The sequence below is a fragment of the Rheinheimera sp. genome (genome assembly GCF_965283995.1).
Classification (GTDB): Bacteria; Pseudomonadota; Gammaproteobacteria; order Enterobacterales; family Alteromonadaceae; genus Pararheinheimera.
Window position 1 is genome coordinate 3,770,809 of sequence record NZ_CBDIQG010000001.1, and the last position, 14,780, is coordinate 3,785,588.

The following is a 14,780-nucleotide window of genomic DNA, read 5'->3' on the forward strand; positions in this document are numbered from 1 at the left end:
TCATGATCAGCTGCAGCAATCCATTCAATCATCCCGCTCCGCCACTGGCGGGCAAACTGGCCTCGCGGATGTGGTAAAGCAAAGTGATCACAATCTGACAGCTATTGTCAGTTTGCTGCGTGAAGCCATGAGTAATCGCGACGAATTGCTGAATGAAATCAATGCATTGGCTGCTATCACTGATGAGCTGAAAACGATGGGCGCTGAAGTCGCCGGCATAGCTTCACAAACCAATTTATTGGCGCTGAATGCCGCCATTGAAGCGGCCCGGGCCGGTGAGCAAGGCCGCGGTTTTGCCGTGGTTGCTGACGAAGTGCGCACTTTGTCATCCCGCTCCGGCGAAACCGGTGCCCGCATCACCAAACGCATTGATGACGTCAATGAAATGCTGAAGCGTACGCTGGCGCGCACCGCACAATTTACCGAGCAGGACGAGCAGCGGTTACAGCATTCGGAAGTCTCAATCCAACAAGTCCTTAGTGATTTTAAACAAGTCGCCAGCGCTATCCTCGCATCATCTGGCCAGCTGGAAAGCAGTAGCCTGCATGTGCAACAAGAAATCAGTGCTGTGTTGACGTCGCTGCAATTCCAGGACCGTATAAGTCAGATCCTGGCGCATGTCAGCGCTGATATCGACAAACTGCAACAAAGCCTCAATCGGGCGGATAGTCTGAGTCAGCTGGATCAACAACAATGGTTGCGTGACATGGCCAGGAACCGTGCTGCGATCTAGCCGGCGGCGACACGGCACGATCTCCCGGAAAGCTTCGCCGCAACAGATTCGGAGAACAGGTTTTTCCAGCAGCGGCGCAGCGGGGCACTTGGCATAACATGTGCGGTGATGCGTGTTGTGGGCGGGGGGTTTTATACCTACGGCTTTGAAGGCTTGCAGTTTCTGCTGCAATTTTTGCGCTCGCCGCTATAATAGCCCTCCATTTTTTAAGGCTATTTAGCCAGTCCACAACGGAGCCCCGATGAGCCAGTTACCACCATGTCCACAATGTCAGTCCCCTTTTGCCTATGAAGACGGCGCGCAGCTGGTCTGCCCTGAGTGTGGCCATGAATGGCAACCGGGCGCTGAAGCTGCAGCCGAAAGTAGCCGAGAGATCCGCGATTCAGCCGGCACTGTGTTACAGGATGGTGATACCGTCACAGTGATCAAAGACTTAAAAGTCAAAGGCTCTTCGCTTGTGGTGAAAATTGGCACTAAAGTGAAAAACATCCGGCTGGTTGATGGTGATCACGACATCGATTGCAAAATTGATGGTTTTGGTGCGATGAAGTTAAAATCGGAATTCGTCAAAAAGGTCTGAATGGACCCTAATAAAAATGGCGCCAAGGGCGCCATTTTTTATGCTGTTGCCACGTCAGTAAGCGCGGTTTTTAAAAGTCGCTGCATCTAAAATCGACCACAGATGTACCAGTCCTGCGATGACCGCCGGAATAAAAACCAGCCACCACATGGCATAACCAGCCATACAAACGACAAAAAACAGAATGGCTGGCAGCAAACGGCCTTGCACCAGCTGGCCCAGCCCCGGAATAAACACACTGCATAATGCGGCGATTACATTACCGCCTGACCCTTGTTCTGCCATAGCCGGCTCCTTACTTTCAACGATTTGGCCTTTGAACTGACTCTATCTCAAAACTTTCTTGTCCACAGCATAATTCTGTAAGCAAATTTATAAGCAGGTGACGTCTTCGTTATGCTGCGATAGGCTGTTGGCGGTTTGCCATGGTGGAGTTAACAGGTGGATGCTAAATCGCAACAGACACAACACGCTAATCTGTGAGTCCGGCTGAAACTAAACCAGCTGCTGCCCGAATTGTTAATGGTGTTTGTTGGTGTATTTTCGGCGTGATTTTCAGCGACTATTGGCATCTTGAAGGCGTCAATATGATGCTGGCTTCGGGCCGGCTAAATGATATTGATTTAGCGCTATACCGCAGTATGGCGCCGTGATATGAATCTATTGCGATGTACCCGGAACAACTGCAAAGGTTCAGCGAAGTCACTGTGCAGATTGCGCAGGAGTTACTGGGCGAAATCGATAAAAAATACCCGGAACTCAAGCCCCCGGTTCCGTCAGAAACCCCAGCTGAGTAATACCGGCTTGCTGCACGGCCGCCAGTGTCGATACGACGTGTTCATAGGCGACCGCGCGGTCACCTTTGAGCTGAAAGGTGGGCTGCGGTGTTTGCAGCGCGGCCTGCTGTAGTCGTTGCGTCAGTTCGGCGCGGCTCAGTTTGTCGCGGTTCCAATACACAGCACCGTCGGCGGTGACGGCCAGCGTGACAGTGTCCGGTTTGGTCTGACTGGGCTGATGGCTGACCTGCGGCAGTTCCAGCGGAATAGAGTGGGTTAGCACCGGCACTGTGATCATAAAAATAATCAGTAGCACCAGCATCACGTCGACCAGCGGCGTCATATTGATTTCGCTGATCACGCCGCTATCCTCATCAAAATCATTATGAAAAGACATCAGGCGGCTCCGTTCATCGGGTTGGTGTGCGTATGCGACACCGTCGCTTTTGGCGCGGCGCCGGTAATGAAATACGCATGCAGCTGAAAAGCAAAGCGGTTTAACTGCGACACAATGCCCTTGTTGCTGCGGCTAAAGGCGTTGAAGGCCAACGTGGCCGGGATCGCCACTGCGAGGCCAAAAGCCGTCATGATCAGCGCTTCACCGACCGGACCAGCAATTTTGTCGATGCTAGCCTGACCGCTGGCGCCGAGGCTCACCAGTGCATGATAAATACCCCAAACCGTGCCGAACAGACCGACAAATGGCGCAACCGAGCCGACTGATGCCAGGATCGCCAGACCGCGTTGCAGCTGCTCAGAACTTTCATCAATCGCGCCTTTTAAATTCGCCGTCAGCCAGTCGGAGAGTGGCAGATGACCATGTAGGTCATCTCGGTGCGTGCTGTGATGCGCTAACGCCTGCTGGCCCTGATCTGCCAGATAAAAAAACGGATTCGCAGGGCCATCCACCGGCCGGGCTTGTTGTAATAAACTCAGGCCCGCCTGAAAACTTTGCGCATGCCAAAATTCGCGGCCGGCTTGCTGCAAACGGCGCAGTTGCCACAACGCATAGCTGCGCCGGGCAATCACAGTCCAGCTGGCGACCGACATCAGCAGCAATAAAAACGCCACGGTTTTGCTGACCATATCGCCTTGTTGCCATAACAGCGCGATGCCATAAGGATTGTCTTGCATGATGTACTCCTTTAAATAATGCGGCGCGTAGCACCAAAAATCCGCGGTTAACCCTGCTGCAATGAAAATTTCAGCGGCAGCTCGTACCAATAATCAATTGGCTGGCCTTCTTTGCGTGCCGGCTGGAATTTCCATTTTTTCACCGCCTGCAGCGCGGCGTGATCCAGCCGGTCAAAACCACTGGTTTTTTTCAGCTTCAGTTGGGTGACCAAGCCGTCTTTACTGACCAGTAATAACATCCAGACCGTGCCCTGTTCTTTGCGTTTGCGCGACAACATCGGGTAGACCGGTGCTTTGTTATTCAGGCCTGCGGCATCGGCGCTGGGCAGCTGTGTGCTCGGCTCGGTGGTTTTTGCGCTGCTGCTGGCCTGTGCTTGTCGCGTGACAGGCTTGGTCAGCGTTGGGGCCGGTGCTGCCGCTGCTGCTTTGGCGACCGGCGGCGGTGTCTTTTGCTTGGGCGTAGTCTGCTTCAGCGGCGGTTGTTTCGTGCTGGGCTTCGGCTGTGGTTTCACCGATTCCGGCTCAGCTTTAGGTGGCGGCGGCGCCACTTTGGGCTCAGGTGCGATCAACATGCCCTGTAGCTTGGGTGGTTCCATGTCGATTGTCGGTTCTGTAATGGCTGCATCCGCCTGCACCAGCGCGGCAATAGCGCCGAGATGCAGCGACAACAACAACAAAAAGACTCCGGCAGATCCGCGCGACATGATAAAACTTAAGGCATATGAGAATGATTCGCATTATGCATCAGTGTAAAGGTTTTGTCAGCAGCTTTTTGCTTTAAGCGAGGATCCCGCGAATGGCGCGTTTGGCAGTAGTGGCCTGTTGCTCAGACTATGATGCAGCTGAAGAGTCGGGGCAGGTGCAGTGAATGGGTTAATACAGCACTGTATTGCCCAAAATGCGCTGTAAAGAACCGTCTTGTTTCATTTGAGCCAGCGCTGTCTTGATCTTTTGTTCCGCATCAGAATGTTTCAGATGGCGAGACAAACCGATAAAAATATCTTCCGGTTGCAGGTCGTCATGTGGGAATTGCGTACTTTGCAATTGACTGGCGATATCTGGATGTTGGTCCAAGACAGTTTTCACAATATTGGGTGACAGCAAAGCCGCTTCAGTCCTGCCCATCGCGACCAATTTCAATGCGTTTAATGCCGAATCCACGTATTGAATTTGGTTGGCTGGCAGCGCGTCAGCAATTTTCTGTAGTTTGGGATGTAAGCGGAAACCCCTGACGATCACGATGCTCATGCTGCTGATTTGCGACAGCAGTAACACAGGTTTTGCAGCAGTGACGGGTCTGTACAGCTGGTCCGGCAGCCGCGAGGCGAACCTGATCAGGATAAACTGTCTGGCACGCTCCTCGCTATAGAGCAAATTGACCATGATGTCGGTGTCGCCTGCAGCGAGATCTTTCAGGCAACGGGCGATGGGTGTCTGACGCGAGAGCTCTAAGCTGAAGCCGGCTCTGTCTGCGATTGCTTGCATCATTTGAACAGAAGGGCCAGTCGCGGTCCTGCCTTTTGCATCAAATTCGTGTAAGCGCGGAAAATGATCCAGACACCAGCGCATCGTAACAGGCGCGGCCTCTGCATTTTTGCTACCGGCAGCGTTGCCAAGCAGCGCCAAGAGTAACCAAAGAAATGAAGGAAATTTCACTATTGCGCTGTCAGGTAATGGCGATTGTTAACAGCATAGCGCAGTAGCAGGGGGCACTGGCGCAAACTTTTGCGCCAGCCCGAGGAAAAGTATGTAGCGTCGAATTAACCAGGTACTTTGGCAGGCGCCGCGTGTTCAGGCTGCGTCGCAGGACGAAAGATATCCGGATAAACGCGGTCCCGTAACGCCATCGCCGGTGCTTCCAGCAGTTTATATAACAGCGCGCTGACACCGAGCGATACGGCAATATTCAGCAGCAGCACTGTGCTGTCTGACCAACCATACTGCGGCGCCTGCTGTTTAATGATAAAGCCAATCGGTTTATGCACCAGATACAGTGAATAGGACCATAACGCTAAAGTTGCGGCGCCGGGGATCTGGTAGCGCGCCAGCAAACTGCCCGGCTGCAGCGCACTCATCAGTAATAAAGCAAACGCCATCGCCAGTAAGGAATAGCCGAACACAGTGGCAAAAAAGCCATAACCTTCGCCTCTGATATAGCCATAGTTCAGCAGCAGATAGCACATCACTGCCACGGCGCCAAATGCCAGCAGCTGCAGCTTGGTCTGATGTTGCGCCAAGGCTGCCCAGCGTGCCGGATAGGCATTTTTAAACAAGGCCACGGCGAGTCCAGGCAGCAATTCGTCCATCCGGGCGAAGCTGGAATAATAAATAAATGCATTAAAATAGCGGGTCTGGCCATCGGCTTCATTCCCATACAACTGCCACATCTGATAACGATAACAAGTGGCCGCCACAATCAACGCGCCCATCAGCCAGAAGGCATGCTGCACTTTGCTGCCAACCCGCAGGCAGAGCCAGACCACCAATGGCAGCAAAAAATAGAATTGTTCTTCAATACATAAAGACCAGGCATGCGAAAAGGCGGTGCCGGGCATCAGCTGATAATTTTGTGTGAAAGTCAGAAAGCGCCATAACGGTGGCGGTGTGTTGCCGCCCATCAGCTGTGGCAACAGGAAGAAGGCGGCCAATACCAGCCAGAACACCGGCCAGGTCCGCAGGGCGCGTCGCCAGTAAAAACGCCGGAACGACAGCTGCTTGCCTTGCGCCAACCCTTTAAACAGCTGATTACCGATTAGATAACCGGATAAAACAAAAAACAAATCGACGCCAACCCAACCGATTTGACTGAGCCAGCCAAAGGTCGGTTCGCCACTGACAAACACCATATAGTGATACATAAACACCAGCGCAATAGCGCAAGCCCGCAGCAGGTCCAGCCCGCTGTGGCGAGAAGAGTGGCGCGACGACAACACGTTCATTAAAACCCCGGAAATTGTGACGGAAACACGAATGAGAGCAGGCAATTGCATTGAAATTACCATCCTGTCCGGGGATTGTCGTCAGAATGTTCGGCCCGACCTGCCAGCGCTGGGATGAGTGGGGCACGGCATGGGATAGCAGATTGCTGTTTGCTGGTTTTCTGCCCTGTGGGCGGGTGTTTTCGCTGATGCTGAGTCTTTGTCCTACGGGCGGTTTTTATTCAAATTTCATTTTTGCCTGTTGCCGCAAGACCGCTTAGCAAAGATGTCACCTGACGGTGAGTTCCTTTCTTTTGTCTTGCCAAAAGAAAGGAACCGAAAGAAAAGGCGCCACCCGGTTCCGCTCTAAAGCCCGTCTGAAAAGTCGCCGTCCAAGGCGAAAACGTAACTCGCACGGCGCTAGCGTCGCCGTGCTCAGACACCCGTTTTCTTAAAACCTTGGCCAACGATTTTCAGCCGGTTCGCTCCAACGGGCAGCCGGTCTCAATTAGTGGTACTTGCTTTTAATTCTCTTTGGTTAAAATCAAAAACAACTAAAAAAGCCAATCCCCCCGTTGGAGCGAGCCGATGCAAATCAGCGGTTTGAGGTTTTAAGCTGGGGAGTGTTTGAGTGCGGCGACGGTAGCGCCGTGCGAGTTGCCCCAGCGCCTCAAATTGTTGATTTTCATCGGTCTTTCGAGCGTAACCGGGGTCGGTTTTTCTTTGGTTACTTTCTTTTGCTGAAACAAAAGAAAGTGACTCACCAACAGGTGAAATCTTTGCTAGACGGTCTCATCGTGAAGGTAAAAACGAGAAATAAGCCAAGTGCCGCCCGCAGGGCAAAAAACAAAGGCAATCGTCAGGCGACTTGCTTCTCAGCCAGATGCAATTCCATCGTGGCTTTCAGCAGGCGGAACAGCAAGACTGATGCGTCGATTTCTTCGCGTCGGTTGGTCAGGCTTTCCACGTTGAGGCCAAGCGGAATATCCAGGCTGGCGCAGTGCTGCAGAATTTGTTGCAGGTTGTCGCGGCAGAGGCGGATGGATTCGTTCAGCGGGTTTTCTGCGTCCAGAATGCGGTAGCGTGCTGCTTCCGGCACTGAAATGCCCAGCCACTGCATAAATTCTAACGTTTGTTCGCCGCCACAAGGCGTGAACGTCAGGATCACGCGGTTCGGTGTCAGGCCTTGCTGGCGGCAGCTGCGGGCGTAGCTAGTCAGTAAATCAATGGTGGCCTGCGCGTTATAGACCGCCTGGGTGATAAAAAACTGACACCCTTGTGCCGACTTTTCGATCAGGCGCTGGTGTTCATTGCCTTTGCTGGCATGACGCTCAGCAATGGCGACACCGCCAAGATATACATCGGCCGGATGTTCCGCTAACTCGCGGTAAGCGTCGGCCAGACTCAGTTTGATCGTGCCGTTGGACGAAGGGCTGCCGACCAACACCAGATTCTGCAGCTGATAATCGCGCGCTGTTTCACCCAGCCAATCACGAAATTCGGCGGCATCGCGCTGCGCCACGGACTTGTAGGTGATCACATCCCGACGCGCCAGCTTACGCAGCAACAGGCTGTACTCACGCGGGTCCAGCGTGGCGTGAAACGGGAAAGGCCGTTCGCTGCTGACCCGGCTGCTTTCGTCCTGAATGTCATAAACAACTAAACCGTCGAATTCGATTTCGTTTAAGCGCTTTAGCAGCTTGCTAGCAATGCGTTCGGTTTTATCCGTTGCAGTGCCGGCTTTTGGCGGAGTAGTGCCAATCAGGTACACACCCTGGTTTGGGTCCTGAATTTTTTGCTGCAGACTGAGCGGCATCGTCGAAATCTCTTATAGCAGTTGATGCGGCTAAGTATACAGATGTTTGGATGGCTGGCCATCTAAATTTAATTGAATTTTTTCGAATCTTCAGTTGAGAAAAACTCAAACTAACTGGTCGAGATGGGGAAAGTGCAGAAAAATCACCTTAGATCGATTATCTTCATACAGGTATTTTGCATGGATCTGGCCGGGAGTATTTCAGTGCGAAGCGTCGTTATTTTACTGTTGATATTGTCCTGCATGGTGACGCCGGCTGCAGAGGCCAACGTAACGGCAACGGTATATCCAAAGCTGGATATCTACCTCATTACAGATGAGGCGCCGGCCCCCGACGGCCGGGAAACTGAGGCAACCCTGCGCTTACGTAGTATCATGGCGAAAGTACCGGAACTGCGTTACCAACTGCACTATGTGTCCTGGCCCAAAGCGATGCGGCAGGTCGAACAGCGACATGATGCACTGATTTTCCAGATATTACGCACGCCGCAGCGTGAAGCACGATATCGTTGGTTGGTTGCCGACCAGCAAGTGCCGATCAACCTTGTGGCATTGAACCGGAATCCGAAAAAAAACTGGCCTTTGTCACGTTTGAAACAGGACAAAGACCTCAGGATCGCTTGCCCGGCAAATACCGCGCAGTGTGAAATTCTGTTACAGCAGGGCTTCGATGAGAATCAAATTGTGCAAATCAGCCCGCAACAACAACAAAGCCTGGAGCGGGTTTTGCTGGCCGAGCGGGTCGATTTTATTGTGGTGGCGCCGGTCGATTTACAGCGCAATATGCAACGATTGTCTGTGGCAGCTTCGGCCTATCAAATCAGCCATAAACTCACTTCAACTGACGACTATCTGGCCGGTGGTTTGTTCTTAGAACCGGCGGTACGCCAGCTGTTTCAGCAAAAATTTCCATGACCAGCCAGTCAGGCGCCGCAATCCTTATAGTTTCTTTATAAAGCCGTGCGCGTCACAGTTTTACAATAAACACCTCTGATGTTGAAGGTGTTTGCTGATGTCCAGCCTCACGTTGTCGGCGCCACGCCAGAGTGGTCGCCTGCTGATTTACAAAGTCCTCGGTTACTTGCTGTTATTGTTGTCGGTGGTACATCTGAGCGGCGCCGCGGTGTCGGTGTATTTTAACGAAAACACTTTTTGGACCTTCCTCGGTACTGCAGCGACCTGTGTCATTGTCGGCTACAGCCTGACGTTAATGGGCCGCGATGCGGTTGCGATGAAGCAGCGACAGTTGTTTTTGTTGACCACGTTAAGCTGGTTGGTCATTTGTGTTTTTTCTGCCTTGCCGTTCTGGCTGATTATTCCCAATTCAAGTTTTACCAATGCCTGGTTTGAAACAGTTTCCGGTATCACCACTACCGGCGCGACTGTCTACTCGGGCTTAGATAATCTGCCAAAAGGTATTTTGTACTGGCGCGCGATCCTGAACTGGATTGGTGGGATCGGCATTATCGTGATGGCCATCGCCATTTTGCCAGCGCTGAAAATCGGTGGCATGCGGCTGTTTAAAACTGAAAGCTCCGACACTTCAGAGAAAATCCTGCCGCGTAGCTCCTCGATGTCGGCGGCGATTGGCGGTGTTTATCTGGTGCTGAGTCTGGTCACGGCGATTGCGTATTATCTGGCTGGTATGAATGGCTTTGATGCCATTACTCATATGATGGCGACTGTTGCAACCGGTGGTTTTGCTAATTACGACGCCTCATTTGGTGTTTACAAAGAGATGCCACAGATTTATTGGCTCAGCAGCTTTTTTATGTTGCTGGCGGCGATGCCTTTTGTGTTGTTTATCAGCATGGTGAAAGGGGATCGCAAAGCGCTATGGAAAGATCCACAAGTCCGGGCTTTCTTATTAATTGTGGCTTTTTGCACTGCGCTTCTGACTTATTATCAGGTAGCGCATAATGCGCGGGGCGCTTTTGATGCACTGACGCATAGCCTGTTTAATGTGGTCTCGATCATTACCACTTGTGGTTTTGCCTCCGAAGATTACACGCTGTGGGGCAATATGGCCGTGATGCTGTTTTTCTATATCACCTTTGCCGGTGCTTGTTCCGGCTCGACTTCGGGCGGCCTGAAAATTTTCCGTATTCAGTTGTCAGCGATGTTACTGGTCAAACAGCTGAAATTGCTGATCCATCCTAAAGCGGTTTGGAGCCAGAAATATGGCGGCAAGTCGGTCGACGACCAGTTGCTTGGCAACGTGCTGGCGTTTTGCTTTATCTATTTCGCCAGTATTGGTTTCATTGCGTTGATGTTGTCATTTTATGAATTAGATCTGGTCACTGCGGTGACAGGCGCAGCAACAGCTGTGGCAAACGTAGGGCCGGGTCTTGGTTCTATTATTGGCCCCGCCGGCAATTTTTCCAGCTTGCCAGATGGTGCCAAGTGGTGGTTAAGTTTAGGTATGTTATTGGGCCGGCTCGAAATTCTGACGCTGGTGGTGTTATTTTCCCCGTCGTACTGGCGGTATTGAGGCAACACGATGGCCTTGGCTTATCTGCAAAAGAATAGCGGGTGGCGTCATTCACTGCTGTGGTCGGTCAGCGGGATCCTGCTGCTGCCGGTACTGGGGTGTCTGCTGCTGATACCGCTGCGCGAGGCCATCAGTCCGACTGATGTCGCGATGCTGTTGTTATTGTGGATCAGTGCAATGGCTCTGCAGTTTGGCAAAGCACCGGCGATGCTGACGACGATCTGGTCGGTGTTATTGCTGAACTGGTGTTTTGTGCCGCCGTATTACACGCTGAACGTGCATGATATCAGTAACTTTATCAGCTTTTTTGTCATGGCTGCGTTTGGGGTATTTATCAGCTATTTGTCTGATCGTTTGCGTCAGCAACTGCAGACCAGCGCGCAGCAACAACTGCAGGTGGAACTGGAACAGCAACGCGCCGTGTTACTGCGCAGTCTGTCACATGATCTACGCACACCACTGGCGACCATCATGGGCGCGTCCAGTATGCTGGCGGATACTGATTTGCAATTGTCGGCTGAGCAACGGCAGCAACAGGCGCAGAATATCTATCAGCAAAGTCTGCTGCTCAATCAACATTTTGAAAAAGTGCTGGAATTAAGTAAAGCCCAGCTGATGCGCGATTCGTTGCGGATCAGTGTATTCAGTGCAGATGATTTAATTGCCGGCGCGCTGGCGCGGCGCAGTGACGATGCCGGCTTAATGCCGGTTTGCCTGCGACCGGAGGGCGCGGCGCAGCAGCTATCCGGCGATTTGGAGTTATTAGAAATGGCGCTGGCGAATTTACTGGAAAATGCCCATCGACACGGTGCTCCGCCTTATCAGCTGGTGTTCAGCGCGGCGGACGGGCATTACCAGTTGCGACTGCACAATGCCCCCGGCGAGAAACGTCAGACGCAGCGCGACAGCGGCACCGGGCTTGGACTACGGATCTGTCAGACTGTCGCGGCACTGCATCGCGGCCGCTTTGTGCTGGAACACAGCGCGAGCGGCGTGACGGCGTTGCTGGAGTGGCCACAATGAAAAGTACCACGCCAACATTAACGCCAGCACAAAATCGGGTCCTGCTGCTGGAAGACGACGCGGGCATGCAGAGTTTTCTGCAGGCGTTGCTGCAAAGTCAGGGTTATCAGCTACAGATCTGTGCCGAAGGGCTCAGCGGTCTGGAACTGCTGGCGCACCAGCAATTTGACGTGTTGTTGCTGGATTTGGGTCTACCTGACATCGACGGCATTGAGCTGTTGCGCCAGTTGCGGCAATGGTCCGAGATCCCGGTGATTGTCATTTCGGCCCGCGGCAAAGAGCAGGACAAAGTAACGGCTCTGGACTGCGGTGCCAACGATTATGTCACCAAGCCGTTCAGCGCCGGCGAACTGCTGGCGCGCTTGCGTGCAGCGCTGCGACCGCGGCATGGTCACACGCCGGTCCTGGGCTTTGGCACAGTGCGGATTGACCCGGTGCAGCGGTTGGTCCACAAAGATGACGTCGCAGTCCATCTAACCAAAACCGAATACGAAATGTTGTTATGTCTGCTGCGTCACGCCGGATCTGCATTGACCCACAACCAGATCCTGACCCAGGTCTGGGGCGCTACTTATCAGGACAGACCCGAATATATCCGCGTGCATATGGCAGGGCTGCGGCAAAAACTGGAAGACAACCCGGCCGCCCCGCAGCATCTGAAAACTGAAGCCGGCGTCGGCTACCGCTTGTGTTTGTAACATCACTTCGTTTGCTGGTTATGTACGCCCGTTATGCCATTGTGTGACAGAAGTGCGTCAGCGCACCGAAGTCCTGCGCTGAAACAGGCATAGTTACAGCTCCTGCCCCGCACTGCTGCGGATCTGGCAGAGTTCTGAGGTAGCTATGCAAACGTCAACCGACCCGCTCAAAATGAATACCAGCGCCGATGCCAAAGCATCAGGTTTTAATCATGTGATTGACCAGGCGTCTGCTGCCGCCCATCCGGTAATTGATCAGTTCAGTGTTAAAGCGCATGACACCGTTGATCGGCTGGCCAGCGCCGCCAGTCATAGTGCCGAGAATTTTGATGTACGTTCCGAACAGCTGACTGCTGCCGGGCAACGTCTCGGTAACGCGGTCAGAGGCCAAATCCGCCGCCGGCCTGTGGCTGTACTTGGCGCTGCTGTGGCCACAGGTTTTGTCATCAGCTGGTTGCTGAAATCCCGTGCCGGCTGAACCGGCCGGACCTGCCGATACTCCCGGCGCTGCTCCGGTCCATGCCGCAGCGCCGGGTCTGGTGGATCAGCTGAAAGAGTATCTGCAGCTGATCCGCAGCCAGTGGCGGCAACAATTGCAGTTACTGACTCTCGAGACACAGCGCGCTGCCGAAAGTCTGGTGGCGATCTGTGTGCTTGGGCTCTTTGCCGCATTGCTGCTGCTCAGTAGTTGGGTGATTATGCTGTTGTTAGTGTGGACCGGTTTGGCTGCGCTTGGCTGGTCAGCCTGGCAGGGTTTGCTGGTGTTATTGCTATTACAGCTGCTGGCGCTGGCAATTTGTTTGCGGCAAATCCGTTATCACAGTCACTTTCTGCGTTTTCCGGCGACGTTACAGAGCTGGAGCGAGCATTCATCCGGCGACACCGTCAACGGATCTGAACCACCAGCAGAGGCAGCACCATGTCCTTCACATCCAGTCAGTTAAACCAGCAAATCCAGCGCTGTGCCGGTTCATTGCAAGCTCGCCGGACCCAGCGCCAACAAGTACAGCACCGGTTGATCGTCCGCTTGAAAACGCCACTGCTACTGGCTGGCGGATTGGTGCTGACCCTGAGTCTGCTGCAGCACCTGTCGGTCGGCGCTGCCGAAAGACGTAAAGGCAGATCGTCGTGGCTACAACAACTGCCGGTCTGGTTGTTCGCGTTGTGGCAGAGTGCACAGCATGTGCGTGTTCTGCCACAGCAACGCACCAAGTCGCAGCAACGCGCCGCTGCCAAACAAGTAAACGCATAAAAAAACGGCGGGTGCACAGGTGATTTACTATCACCGGCACCCGCCGTCGCAGCGATTAATTCAGGTTGCTGCCGTAAAAGCTATGTAGTGATTTTTCCCATTCCACATCTTTCATATTGGGCCAGTGGCCTTTGTCAAAACCCGGCGCGTTTTTCAGCCGCTCGGGTGACAAATCCATGACAAAACATTTTTGCAGCGGGTCCAGTTTCAGCATCTTCCAAGGTACGGCGAACAGTTTCTCGCCGAGGCCAAAGTAAGTACTGAACGACAACACGGCATAGCCGACGCGGCCGGTTTCCACTTCCAACATGATTTCTTTGATGTCACCCAGGGTTTGACCTGCATGATTCAACACGTTGTTGCCAATCAACGTTTCGGCACCCATCAAATGTGGACCCGGGCCTTGTGCCATTAGCGGCGGGGAAAACTGTGGGTTGTTGTAAATGCCATAAATATCGCGTTCGTGATAATTCATCTGATGAACCTTCTGTGGTTGCCGGCGAACCGGGCAGTGACGATAACGCCGCGTTGGAGCCGCGGGCGGCGGATGTGTCCTGTAATGGACAGTTCATTGAGCATGCGCTGTCAGCGTGCGGTTCTCTGTTCGGCGGAGCACTTATCCCGCCGACGGCCGGGCTATTGCGCTGTATGTAAATTAGCCATTACTACGGTATTGAGTGCGCCAGCGCACCGATCGTCTGTACTGAACCGGGCACACTTGGGTTATCCGGGACCTTCTGTGCTCCGGCGCCACGGAGGCCACCCATGTCCATTTCGACAATTTTGCTGATCATTCTGATCTTGTTGTTTCTGGGCGCTCTGCCCACCTGGCCGCATAGTCGTAGTTGGGGTTACCGCCCCGGCGGAGCCATCGGCATCATGCTGCTGGTGTTGATTGTGCTGCTGCTAACCGGTCGCGCCGGCTGATGCGGCAAGGTGATTTTTTCTGCTAAACCACGGAGTGTATGTGATGAAAACCCATCAAGTTCTGCGTATTTTTCTGTTGACGCTGAGTCTGGCGACCGTTGCCGGCTGCAGCTCTGAACACAATAAAGAAGGCACTGGTGAGTATCTGGATGACAGCGTGATCACCACCAAAGTGAAAGCCGCGATCCTTGGCGAAAAAACGCTCAGCGTTGCCGAAATCAACGTCGAAACTTTTAAAGGCGTGGTGCAGCTCAGCGGCTTTGTCAATTCACAGCAGGATATCAATACCGCGATGCGGCTGACGCGCGATGTGGGCGGCGTGCTGTCGGTGAAAAATGATATGCGGGTTAAATAGTCATCCGTGCCGCCGTGACCGTTGCCGCAGGAAAGGCAACGACATGCTGGCAACCCTGCTACCTGTTTCCTCATGCG

Annotated in this window: 19 protein-coding genes; 11 read left to right on the plus strand and 8 right to left on the minus strand. The window is 53.2% G+C overall.

Going from position 1 to position 14,780, the window contains the following annotated elements; genetic code table 11:
* The first annotated feature begins 127 nt into the window (after positions 1–127).
* Both ACQ66Q_RS16850 and ACQ66Q_RS16855 read left to right on the plus strand, forming a co-directional pair.
* Entirely contained in the window at positions 128–733 is a 606-nt protein-coding gene (locus tag ACQ66Q_RS16850) for a methyl-accepting chemotaxis protein (RefSeq protein WP_430458564.1), read from the plus strand.
* Between the two features lie 241 nt (positions 734–974).
* On the plus strand, positions 975–1,313 hold the full coding sequence (locus ACQ66Q_RS16855) for a zinc ribbon domain-containing protein YjdM (protein WP_430457859.1): 339 nt from the start codon (positions 975–977) through the stop codon (positions 1,311–1,313).
* Between the two features lie 54 nt (positions 1,314–1,367).
* Here the strand turns inward: ACQ66Q_RS16855 and ACQ66Q_RS16860 are convergent, their stop codons facing one another.
* From ACQ66Q_RS16860 to ACQ66Q_RS16890, 7 genes are all read right to left on the minus strand, one after another.
* Positions 1,368–1,598, minus strand: a complete 231-nt coding sequence (locus ACQ66Q_RS16860; RefSeq protein ID WP_430457860.1) for a hypothetical protein — start codon at positions 1,596–1,598, stop codon at positions 1,368–1,370.
* A 474-nt stretch (positions 1,599–2,072) separates the two neighbouring features.
* On the minus strand, positions 2,073–2,486 hold the full coding sequence (locus tag ACQ66Q_RS16865; RefSeq protein ID WP_430457861.1) for an ExbD/TolR family protein: 414 nt from the start codon (positions 2,484–2,486) through the stop codon (positions 2,073–2,075).
* A complete protein-coding gene (locus ACQ66Q_RS16870) occupies positions 2,486–3,223 on the minus strand; it encodes a MotA/TolQ/ExbB proton channel family protein (protein WP_430457862.1) in 738 nt (245 codons plus the stop codon). The genes ACQ66Q_RS16865 and ACQ66Q_RS16870 overlap by 1 nt, the downstream gene beginning before the upstream one ends.
* A gap of 47 nt (positions 3,224–3,270) precedes the next feature.
* Positions 3,271–3,927: an energy transducer TonB gene (locus tag ACQ66Q_RS16875; RefSeq protein ID WP_430457863.1), complete on the minus strand. Its 657-nt coding sequence runs from the start codon at positions 3,925–3,927 to the stop codon at positions 3,271–3,273.
* A gap of 169 nt (positions 3,928–4,096) precedes the next feature.
* Entirely contained in the window at positions 4,097–4,792 is a 696-nt protein-coding gene (locus ACQ66Q_RS16880) for a substrate-binding periplasmic protein (RefSeq protein WP_430458565.1), read from the minus strand.
* Between the two features lie 191 nt (positions 4,793–4,983).
* On the minus strand, positions 4,984–6,162 hold the full coding sequence (locus ACQ66Q_RS16885) for an acyltransferase family protein (RefSeq protein ID WP_430457864.1): 1,179 nt from the start codon (positions 6,160–6,162) through the stop codon (positions 4,984–4,986).
* An 838-nt stretch (positions 6,163–7,000) separates the two neighbouring features.
* Positions 7,001–7,957: a methylenetetrahydrofolate reductase gene (locus ACQ66Q_RS16890; protein WP_430457865.1), complete on the minus strand. Its 957-nt coding sequence runs from the start codon at positions 7,955–7,957 to the stop codon at positions 7,001–7,003.
* A gap of 180 nt (positions 7,958–8,137) precedes the next feature.
* On the opposite strand from ACQ66Q_RS16890, the gene ACQ66Q_RS16895 reads away from it, so the two are divergent.
* The 7 genes from ACQ66Q_RS16895 (at position 8,138) to ACQ66Q_RS16925 (ending at position 13,421) form a co-directional block, all read left to right on the plus strand.
* The gene (locus ACQ66Q_RS16895) at positions 8,138–8,872 is read left to right on the plus strand and encodes a hypothetical protein (protein WP_430457866.1); all 735 of its coding nucleotides are present in this window, start codon (positions 8,138–8,140) and stop codon (positions 8,870–8,872) included.
* Between the two features lie 97 nt (positions 8,873–8,969).
* Complete coding sequence (locus ACQ66Q_RS16900; protein WP_377239733.1) at positions 8,970–10,448, plus strand: TrkH family potassium uptake protein; 1,479 nt, start codon at positions 8,970–8,972, stop codon at positions 10,446–10,448.
* A gap of 9 nt (positions 10,449–10,457) precedes the next feature.
* On the plus strand, positions 10,458–11,471 hold the full coding sequence (locus ACQ66Q_RS16905; protein WP_430457867.1) for a sensor histidine kinase: 1,014 nt from the start codon (positions 10,458–10,460) through the stop codon (positions 11,469–11,471).
* On the plus strand, positions 11,468–12,169 hold the full coding sequence (locus tag ACQ66Q_RS16910) for a response regulator (protein WP_430457868.1): 702 nt from the start codon (positions 11,468–11,470) through the stop codon (positions 12,167–12,169). Before ACQ66Q_RS16905 ends, ACQ66Q_RS16910 begins: the two co-directional genes overlap by 4 nt.
* Positions 12,170–12,314: 145 nt before the next feature.
* On the plus strand, positions 12,315–12,647 hold the full coding sequence (locus tag ACQ66Q_RS16915) for a hypothetical protein (RefSeq protein WP_430457869.1): 333 nt from the start codon (positions 12,315–12,317) through the stop codon (positions 12,645–12,647).
* On the plus strand, positions 12,637–13,113 hold the full coding sequence (locus ACQ66Q_RS16920; RefSeq protein WP_430457870.1) for a hypothetical protein: 477 nt from the start codon (positions 12,637–12,639) through the stop codon (positions 13,111–13,113). Before ACQ66Q_RS16915 ends, ACQ66Q_RS16920 begins: the two co-directional genes overlap by 11 nt.
* Positions 13,089–13,421 (plus strand): hypothetical protein, encoded by a 333-nt coding sequence (locus tag ACQ66Q_RS16925; protein ID WP_430457871.1) that lies wholly within the window; start codon positions 13,089–13,091, stop codon positions 13,419–13,421. Before ACQ66Q_RS16920 ends, ACQ66Q_RS16925 begins: the two co-directional genes overlap by 25 nt.
* A 55-nt stretch (positions 13,422–13,476) precedes the next feature.
* On the opposite strand, the gene ACQ66Q_RS16930 is transcribed toward ACQ66Q_RS16925, so the two are convergent.
* Positions 13,477–13,896, minus strand: a complete 420-nt coding sequence (locus ACQ66Q_RS16930) for a PRC-barrel domain-containing protein (protein ID WP_377239745.1) — start codon at positions 13,894–13,896, stop codon at positions 13,477–13,479.
* Positions 13,897–14,186: 290 nt separating this feature from the next.
* On the opposite strand from ACQ66Q_RS16930, the gene ACQ66Q_RS16935 reads away from it, so the two are divergent.
* On the plus strand, positions 14,187–14,348 hold the full coding sequence (locus ACQ66Q_RS16935) for a DUF3309 family protein (protein WP_377239748.1): 162 nt from the start codon (positions 14,187–14,189) through the stop codon (positions 14,346–14,348).
* A gap of 43 nt (positions 14,349–14,391) precedes the next feature.
* Positions 14,392–14,703, plus strand: coding sequence for a BON domain-containing protein (locus ACQ66Q_RS16940; RefSeq protein ID WP_430457872.1), 312 nt, complete (start codon positions 14,392–14,394; stop codon positions 14,701–14,703).
* Positions 14,704–14,780: the final 77 nt, after the last annotated feature.

Coding starts and splice junctions, on each gene's coding strand:
- ACQ66Q_RS16850 (WP_430458564.1), top strand. CDS start 128: ATGAGTAATCGCGACGAATTGCTGAATGAAATCAATGCATTGGCTGCT.
- ACQ66Q_RS16855 (WP_430457859.1), top strand. CDS start 975: ATGAGCCAGTTACCACCATGTCCACAATGTCAGTCCCCTTTTGCCTAT.
- ACQ66Q_RS16860 (WP_430457860.1), bottom strand. CDS start 1,598: ATGGCAGAACAAGGGTCAGGCGGTAATGTAATCGCCGCATTATGCAGT.
- ACQ66Q_RS16865 (WP_430457861.1), bottom strand. CDS start 2,486: ATGTCTTTTCATAATGATTTTGATGAGGATAGCGGCGTGATCAGCGAA.
- ACQ66Q_RS16870 (WP_430457862.1), bottom strand. CDS start 3,223: ATGCAAGACAATCCTTATGGCATCGCGCTGTTATGGCAACAAGGCGAT.
- ACQ66Q_RS16875 (WP_430457863.1), bottom strand. CDS start 3,927: ATGTCGCGCGGATCTGCCGGAGTCTTTTTGTTGTTGTTGTCGCTGCAT.
- ACQ66Q_RS16880 (WP_430458565.1), bottom strand. CDS start 4,792: ATGCGCTGGTGTCTGGATCATTTTCCGCGCTTACACGAATTTGATGCA.
- ACQ66Q_RS16885 (WP_430457864.1), bottom strand. CDS start 6,162: ATGAACGTGTTGTCGTCGCGCCACTCTTCTCGCCACAGCGGGCTGGAC.
- ACQ66Q_RS16890 (WP_430457865.1), bottom strand. CDS start 7,957: ATGCCGCTCAGTCTGCAGCAAAAAATTCAGGACCCAAACCAGGGTGTG.
- ACQ66Q_RS16895 (WP_430457866.1), top strand. CDS start 8,138: ATGGATCTGGCCGGGAGTATTTCAGTGCGAAGCGTCGTTATTTTACTG.
- ACQ66Q_RS16900 (WP_377239733.1), top strand. CDS start 8,970: ATGTCCAGCCTCACGTTGTCGGCGCCACGCCAGAGTGGTCGCCTGCTG.
- ACQ66Q_RS16905 (WP_430457867.1), top strand. CDS start 10,458: ATGGCCTTGGCTTATCTGCAAAAGAATAGCGGGTGGCGTCATTCACTG.
- ACQ66Q_RS16910 (WP_430457868.1), top strand. CDS start 11,468: ATGAAAAGTACCACGCCAACATTAACGCCAGCACAAAATCGGGTCCTG.
- ACQ66Q_RS16915 (WP_430457869.1), top strand. CDS start 12,315: ATGCAAACGTCAACCGACCCGCTCAAAATGAATACCAGCGCCGATGCC.
- ACQ66Q_RS16925 (WP_430457871.1), top strand. CDS start 13,089: ATGTCCTTCACATCCAGTCAGTTAAACCAGCAAATCCAGCGCTGTGCC.
- ACQ66Q_RS16930 (WP_377239745.1), bottom strand. CDS start 13,896: ATGAATTATCACGAACGCGATATTTATGGCATTTACAACAACCCACAG.
- ACQ66Q_RS16935 (WP_377239748.1), top strand. CDS start 14,187: ATGTCCATTTCGACAATTTTGCTGATCATTCTGATCTTGTTGTTTCTG.
- ACQ66Q_RS16940 (WP_430457872.1), top strand. CDS start 14,392: ATGAAAACCCATCAAGTTCTGCGTATTTTTCTGTTGACGCTGAGTCTG.